Origin of the sequence: Kitasatospora sp. NPDC059571 (assembly GCF_042735675.1) — a bacterium.
Taxonomy (GTDB): Bacteria; Actinomycetota; Actinomycetes; order Streptomycetales; family Streptomycetaceae; genus Kitasatospora.
The window spans coordinates 1-6,464 of sequence record NZ_JBHWBW010000449.1 but is presented as its reverse complement, the minus strand read 5'-3'; the positions used below and the strand labels follow the sequence as shown (position 1 = coordinate 6,464).

The 6,464-nt window shown below is 70.5% G+C and carries 4 protein-coding genes and 1 pseudogene; 4 read left to right on the top strand and 1 reads right to left on the bottom strand.

The features are described 5' to 3' along the window. The coding region (locus tag ACFV0G_RS32510) for a tetratricopeptide repeat protein (RefSeq protein WP_380555771.1) at nt 1-1,221 on the top strand (1,221 nt) is incomplete at its 5' end. A gap of 197 nt (nt 1,222-1,418) precedes the next feature. On the opposite strand, the gene ACFV0G_RS32505 is transcribed toward ACFV0G_RS32510, so the two are convergent. Further along, entirely contained in the window at nt 1,419-2,954 is a 1,536-nt protein-coding gene (locus ACFV0G_RS32505; protein ID WP_380555769.1) for a recombinase family protein, read from the bottom strand. Nucleotides 2,955-2,983: 29 nt separating this feature from the next. Between ACFV0G_RS32505 and ACFV0G_RS32500 the strand changes: the two are divergent. The 3 genes and pseudogenes from ACFV0G_RS32500 to ACFV0G_RS32490 all read left to right on the top strand — a co-directional run. Beyond that, nucleotides 2,984-3,136: pseudogene (locus tag ACFV0G_RS32500) on the top strand (NCS2 family permease); the annotation flags it as partial. Nucleotides 3,137-3,276: 140 nt separating this feature from the next. Next, nucleotides 3,277-3,996 (top strand): hypothetical protein, encoded by a 720-nt coding sequence (locus ACFV0G_RS32495; RefSeq protein WP_380555767.1) that lies wholly within the window; start codon nt 3,277-3,279, stop codon nt 3,994-3,996. A gap of 718 nt (nt 3,997-4,714) precedes the next feature. Beyond that, nucleotides 4,715-6,424 carry a hydrogenase maturation protein gene (locus ACFV0G_RS32490; protein WP_380555765.1) on the top strand — a complete coding sequence of 570 codons (1,710 nt, stop codon included), beginning with the start codon at nt 4,715-4,717 and terminating at the stop codon, nt 6,422-6,424. The last annotated feature ends 40 nt before the right edge of the window (nt 6,425-6,464 follow it).

Below are 6,464 nucleotides of genomic sequence, written 5' to 3'. Positions count from 1 at the left end.
CTCGGATCCCGCGGCGAGGCCCATCAGCTGGCGGGCCGGCTGGAAGACGCCATGGCCGACTTCACCGCCGCTCTCACCATCGATCCTGATTACGCTTGGGCACTCGCACAACGCGGCGAAGCCCACCGACTGGCGGGCCGACACGAGGACGCCGTCACCGACCTCACCGCCGCTCTCACCATCAACCCTGATTACGCCTGGGCACTCGGATCCCGCGGCGAGGCCCATCAGCTGGCGGGCCGGCTGGAAGACGCCATGGCCGACTTCACCGCCGCTCTCACCATCGATCCTGATTACGCCTGGGTACTCGAACGACGCGGCCAGGTCCATGGGCAGGCGGGCCGACATGAGGATGCAGTCACCGACTTCACCGCCGCCCTCGCCATCAACTCCGACAACGCTTGGGCACTCGCACAACGCGGCCAGGCCCACCGATTGGTCGGCCGCTTAGAGAACGCCATCGCCGACTTCACCGCCGCCCTCACCATCGATCCCGACTACGCCTGGGCGCTCACACTACGTGGCCAGGTCCATGGGCAGGCGGGCCGGCTGGAAGACGCCATCGCCGACTTCACCGCCGCCCTCACCATCGATCCCGACTACGCCTGGGCACTCGCACAACGCGGCCAGGCCCACCAGCTGGCGGGCCGGCTGGAAGACGCCATCGCCGACTTCACCGCCGCCCTCACCATCGATCCCGACTACGCCTGGGCACTCGCACAACGCGGCGAAGCCCACCGACTGGCAGGCCGACACGAGGACGCCGTCACCGACTTCAGGGCCGCCATCACTCTTGAACCCGAGAATGTGAGCTTCCGGTCCTCCCTCGCTGCGGCATGGCGTAGCAGTGGGCAGCTCCAGACTGCACGGACCGTTCTGACCGATGCCGCACGGCTGAGGGATACGGACTCAGATCTGTTGTTTGAAGAAGCCATGCTGCAGTTGCTTGAGGTCGGGTACGCCCAAGCTATAGCGGCCTGGAACGCGTTCTTGGAGGCTCCCTACGACGACCCCGATGACGCAGTTGAGCTAGCTGCAAGGACTCTCTTCCATGGACTGGTCGTCCGGGACACTCCGGCGGATACCTTGATCAATGCCTTCCTGGCTTCGAGTAGCAACCTGACAGTACTTGCTGTCGTCCGCATGTACTTGGCGGAGCTGGCGCGGCTAGAACTCCCGGTAGGGGCCCGAGCCGAGGAGGCGCTCCGCCTGCTTGCGTAGGGACCAGAATGCGACGTGCGCTGTAAAGAGCAACTCGAAACAGCATAGGATATCGAATTCCAGTTTGGACGCAGCGGGGCCCATGGCCCAGTCGCCGTCCCAGTCGCCCGTGTCTAACTTTGTTTAGCGCCATTCAGAGTCGCGCTTGCATCGACACCTGAATGGCGTCACTTGCGATGCCGTGACCTGGGACAGTCTCAGGCCCAAACCTCGGCGTCGTGCTCCTTCCAGATAGGGTTGAGCTTGTTCGGGTCGAAGGTCTTCTTGCCGCCGCCGGTCGGGTGGATGACTACGGCGATCAGACTCTCGGCGATGGCTGCTTGCCGCTGTTCCAGCGTGAACGCCTCGTCGTCCCACCGGGCCCGGAGATCGCCGACGGCGGCCATCCGGCGACCCCGGGCCGCCTCGTGCCACTGGCGCTCGTTGAGGAGTTTCCGTTCATCGGATTCGAGTTCCGAGAGCAGCGGGAAGTAGCGGGCACCGGAGATCTGGTCGGCCCGGTACTGCTGCCCGAGCTCTGCGATCTTGGTCCTGATGGTCTGGAGCGAGGCCTCCTTGTCCCAGGGCGGGAGCTCCTCGATCACCCGGAGGGAAGCGCGCTCGTGGTCCTGGATGACCAGCTCGGTGATGTATCGGTCGACCTCGGCGCCGAGCCTGGAGCATCCGCCGCAGCCGCCGTCCTGCTTGGACCGGCACCAGTAGACGTGGACCTTCTCGCCGCCGGGGCCCGGCCGCAGCCCGCCGCGCATCCGGGCCCCGCAGCCGCCGCAGCGCACGAACGGGGAGAGCAGGTACTTGGTGACGTGCCCCCGGCCGTCGCGCGGGTTGACCCGGGGGCCGTAGCTCTTCAGGTGGGGCTGGATCGCGTTGAACTCGTCCTCCGCGAGGATCGCGTCCCACTCACCCATGACCGGCCGGCCTGTCGAGTCGAACAGCACTTCGCCCATGTAGGTCCGCGCGCCGTAGAGCCGGGGGTTGGTGAGGATCTGTTCCAGCGTCCGGGTGATCCAGCGCTTCCCCGTGACGGTGACCTCGCCGCGCTGGTTCCACTCCGTCACGATGGTGCGCGGCTTCTTCTGCTGCTTCACCAGTTCGACGGCCTCGCGGATCAGCTTCACCTCGGGCTCGTTGAGGGTCTTCTTGTCCTCGTTCCAGCCGAAGTTCCGCTGGCCGCCCCCGGAGGTCCGCCCCTTCAACGCGGCCTTGCGCTTGCCGTTGGTGATCCGGCGCGAGGTGTTGCGGGATTCGAGGTTGCGCTGGTTGACCTCGTGTCGCGCCATGGCGATGCCGGCGTCCGTGGTGAGGTCGAGGAATCCGGTGATCGCCACGACGTAGACGCCGTAGCGCTCGACCAGGTCGATCAGGTCTTCGAGGTCGCGGGGGTCGCGCATGCCCCGGTCGATGTTCACGAGGGCGAGGGCGTTCGCGGCGCCTCGCCGCAGATCGCTCATGATCGAGTCCCACTCGGGGCGGACGACGCGGTAGGCGTGGGTGCCGTCGGGGAGCCGGACGCGCTTCTTCTTGAAGGCGGAGGTGTCGTTCTCGACGGCTTCCCGTCCGACCCGGCCGCCGACCGACCGCGCGTGCTCGCGCAGGTCCTCCATCTGGTTGGTGACCTGCTCCTCGGTGCCTTCGGAGTCCTCCGACTCGCGGGCGTAGAGGATCCAGACCAGCTGGTCGGGGTCGACGTCTAACTCGGTGCGGCCCCCGGAGCGCCGCGGTGTGATGGCCATGCATCCAGACTATGCCTAGGACGTTGTTGACTTCGATCACCAACGGCATCGGCTTCGGCTTCATCATGTTCTGCATCCTGCGCCTGGCCGCCGGCCGCGGCCGCTCGGTGCCGGTCGCGCTGTACGCCGTCGCCGCGGTCTTCGCCTTCTACTACCTGATGCCGGCACTCGGCCTGAGCTGACCCGCGTCCCCGGTCCGCGGATGCCCTCGCGGACCGCACAACGAGCCCTCCCCCGGCTTCCGGGGGAGGGCTCGTTGTTCGGGCGGCGCCCGCTCGGAATCCGGTGGGCTTCGTGCGGGCGTTTCGGGATGATCTCCGACGTGACAGAGGATGCGGGCGGTGGGCAGGAGCGCACCGAGGGCTGGAACGAGCGCCTGGGCTGGGTGTTCGGTCTGGTGGCCGACAACGCGGAGGAGCGCCTCGCTGCGCTCCGGCACCACACCGTCGTCAAGGGCCTGCTGCACGACGCGTGGGCCCGGTCCAACGAACTGTGGCACGTGACCAGGCCGCTGGGCCCCGACGAGCAGTACCGCGAGCCGGCGTTCGCGCGTGCCCGCGAAGCGGTGTCCGCGGCGGGTGGACGGGTACTGCCGGACGCCCTCTGGAAGCCGTACGGGACGAACGTCCGGACCTGGCCGGGGCTGCCGTACGCATTGCTGTTCCTGGAGTGGGAGGCCCGCTATCCACACGAGTGGACCGCTCATGCGAAGGCGTGGGGGGCCAAGGAATCCCTCCTGAGGCAGCTCTCCGTCGACGGCCACGACGAGGCGACCGTGCGGAAGCTCACCGATCTGGTCATGGTCGTCGTAGAGCGGCCGTACCGGTGCAAGGACCGCGAGTACGTTCGCGTCGCCCGTGCCGTCGACAATCCCGGACTCCGCCGCAGGCTCGCGACGGCCGCGGCCTCCGACGACGCGTGGGCACGCACCCATGCCGAGTACGTGCTGTGGGTCCTCGACCGGCCCGGCATGCGGATCCGGCGCCGCACGTGGACGGACTGGCTGATCGGCTCGCTGCACGCGAAGGAGGCACAGGCGTAGGGGTGTCCTGGCGGCCACGTGCGTACGCATCCTTCGGCGAACCGGTGGGCTCGACCACCAGGATGGACGGCTCCGCCTCGATCGTCCGATCGGTCAGGTGCGCGCAGCGCCCCGTGCTCCAGGTAGGCGACTGCAGCGGTTGCGCGAGCAGCGCAGGCGGCGTGGACGCGCCGGGCCGGCCGCGGGGCGAGGTGGGCGTCCACCTGGGTGCGGAGCGGTCGTCCAGCGGCAGGGCCAAGGTGCCGCCGGGGATCCGGGCCATCCCCCGGGCGGGCGCGGCGGGCGGATGCGGGTCGGTCGTCGTCATGGCAACGACGGTGCATGAGGCGCGACGGGCCGCCCCGGCGACACGCCCGGGATGCGGATCCGCGGCCCTTCCCCGGGCCCGGCCGGGCGGTCGGGGAGCGGCGGCGCACGGCCGGCCCGGGGGGCGCATTCGTGTGTCCGTACGCCGTCGGCCGGGTGGCGGTAAGGAGGTGATCCCGGGGCGATTCGAGGGGTGGAACGCATGTTCGTGGCGGGTGTTGTGCAGGGCTGATGACCGGCCCCGATCAGCCATATTCCGTGTCCATGACCATGGTTGGATGACCTGACCCGGCCGTCGGCCGATCGGGGGGACCGACGCCCGCCGACGACCGGGACGGTGACACTGCGTACCGATCGGGTAACCCATCGGTTGCCGCACCGAACCCTGGGGGGACCATCCCGTACTGCTGACATGCCGTCGGAGGGCACCTTGCGCATCCTGCTGGTCGCCAGCGCGTTCAACAGCCTCACCCAGCGCGTCCACACCGAGCTCCGCGACCGCGGGCACACGGTCGCCGTCGAACTCGCGCTCGGCGACGATCCCGTCCGCGCCGCCGTCGCCCGGTTCGCGCCCGACCTGATCCTCGCGCCGATGCTCACCCGAGCCGTCCCGGAGGACGTCTGGACCCGGCACCCCGTCCTCATCGTCCACCCCGGGCCCAAGGGTGACCGCGGCCCCTCCTCGCTCGACTGGGCGATCCACGAGGGCGCCCGGGAGTGGGGCGTCACCGTCCTGCAGGCCGTCGCCGAGATGGACGCCGGGCCGATCTGGGCCTCCGTGCCGTTCCCCCTCAGGCCCTGCGGCAAGAGCGAGGCCTACCGCACCGAGGTCGCCGACGCCGCCCTGGAGGCCGTGCTGCTGGCCGTCGAACGGTTCGCCTCCGGGGTCTTCGAGCCCGAGCCGCTCGACTACGCCCGCCCCGACGTCCGCGGCCGCCTGCGGCCGTACCACACCCAGGAGTACCGGCGGATCGACTGGCCGGCCGACGACACCGCCACCGTGCTGCGCAAGCTGCGCTCCGCCGACTCCCAGCCGGGCGTCCTCGACGAGCTGTACGGGCGCGAGTTCTTCCTGCACGGCGGTCACCCGGAGGACCTGCTGCGCGGCGAGCCCGGCCGGATCATCGCCACCCGCGAGGGCGCGATCTGCCGGGCCACCGTGGACGGCGCCGTCTGGATCCCGCAGCTGCGCCCGCGCCGCACTCCCGGCGGCCCCGCCACCTTCAAGCTGCCGGCCGCCCTGGTGCTCGGCGACCTGCTGGCCGGGGTGCCGGAGTCACCGGTCGGCCCGGCCGAGGCGGGCGGCCGGATCACCTGGTCCGAGCTGCGCTACCGCGAGGAGCGCGGCGTCGGGTACCTCGAATTCGGCTTCCCGGCCGGGGCGATGAGCACCGGTCAGTGCCGCCGCCTGCTCGCCGCCTACCGGGCCGCCTGCGCCCGGCCGACCTCGGTGCTGGTGCTCGGCCCGCAGCGCGACTTCTTCTCCAACGGCATCCACCTCAACACCATCGAGGCGGCCGCCGACCCGGCGGAGGAGTCCTGGCTGAACATCAACGCGATGGACGACCTGGTCGAGGCCATCCTCACCACCACCGACAAGCTGACCGTCTCCGCGGTGGCGGGCAACGCCGCCGCCGGTGGCCTGATGCTCGCCATCGCCGCGGACGAGGTCTGGTGCCGGGCCTCCGCCGTCCTCAACCCGCACTACCGGCTGATGGGCCTGTACGGCTCCGAGTACTGGACGTACACCCTGCCGCGCCGGGTGGGCGCCGCCGAGGCCGGCCGGCTCACCGGCGCGGCCCTGCCGGTCGGCGCCCGCGAGGCGGAGGCGATCGGCCTGGTGGACGCCGTCCGCCCCGGCAGCGCCGGCGACTTCCGGGCCTGGGTGCGCGAGCGGGCCGCCCGGCTCGCCGCCTCGCCCGACCTCACCGCCCGGCTGCTGGAGAAGAAGCGCCGGCGGGCCGCCGACGAGGAGGAGAAGCCGCTGGCCGCCTACCGGGACGAGGAACTGGCCCACATGCGGCGCAACTTCCTCGACCCGGCCGAGCCCTACCACCGGCTGCGGCGCGACTTCGTCCACAAGGTCTGCCCCACGGCGACCCCGGAGCACCTGCGGGGCTGAGCCGGGAACGGCAACGGGCCGGGCCGCCCCTCGCATCGCG

Bases quoted from the DNA above. Each gene is read 5' to 3' on its own strand.
- ACFV0G_RS32505 (WP_380555769.1), bottom strand. From the start codon at position 2,954: ATGGCCATCACACCGCGGCGCTCCGGGGGCCGCACCGAGTTAGACGTC.
- ACFV0G_RS32490 (WP_380555765.1), top strand. From the start codon at position 4,715: ATGCCGTCGGAGGGCACCTTGCGCATCCTGCTGGTCGCCAGCGCGTTC.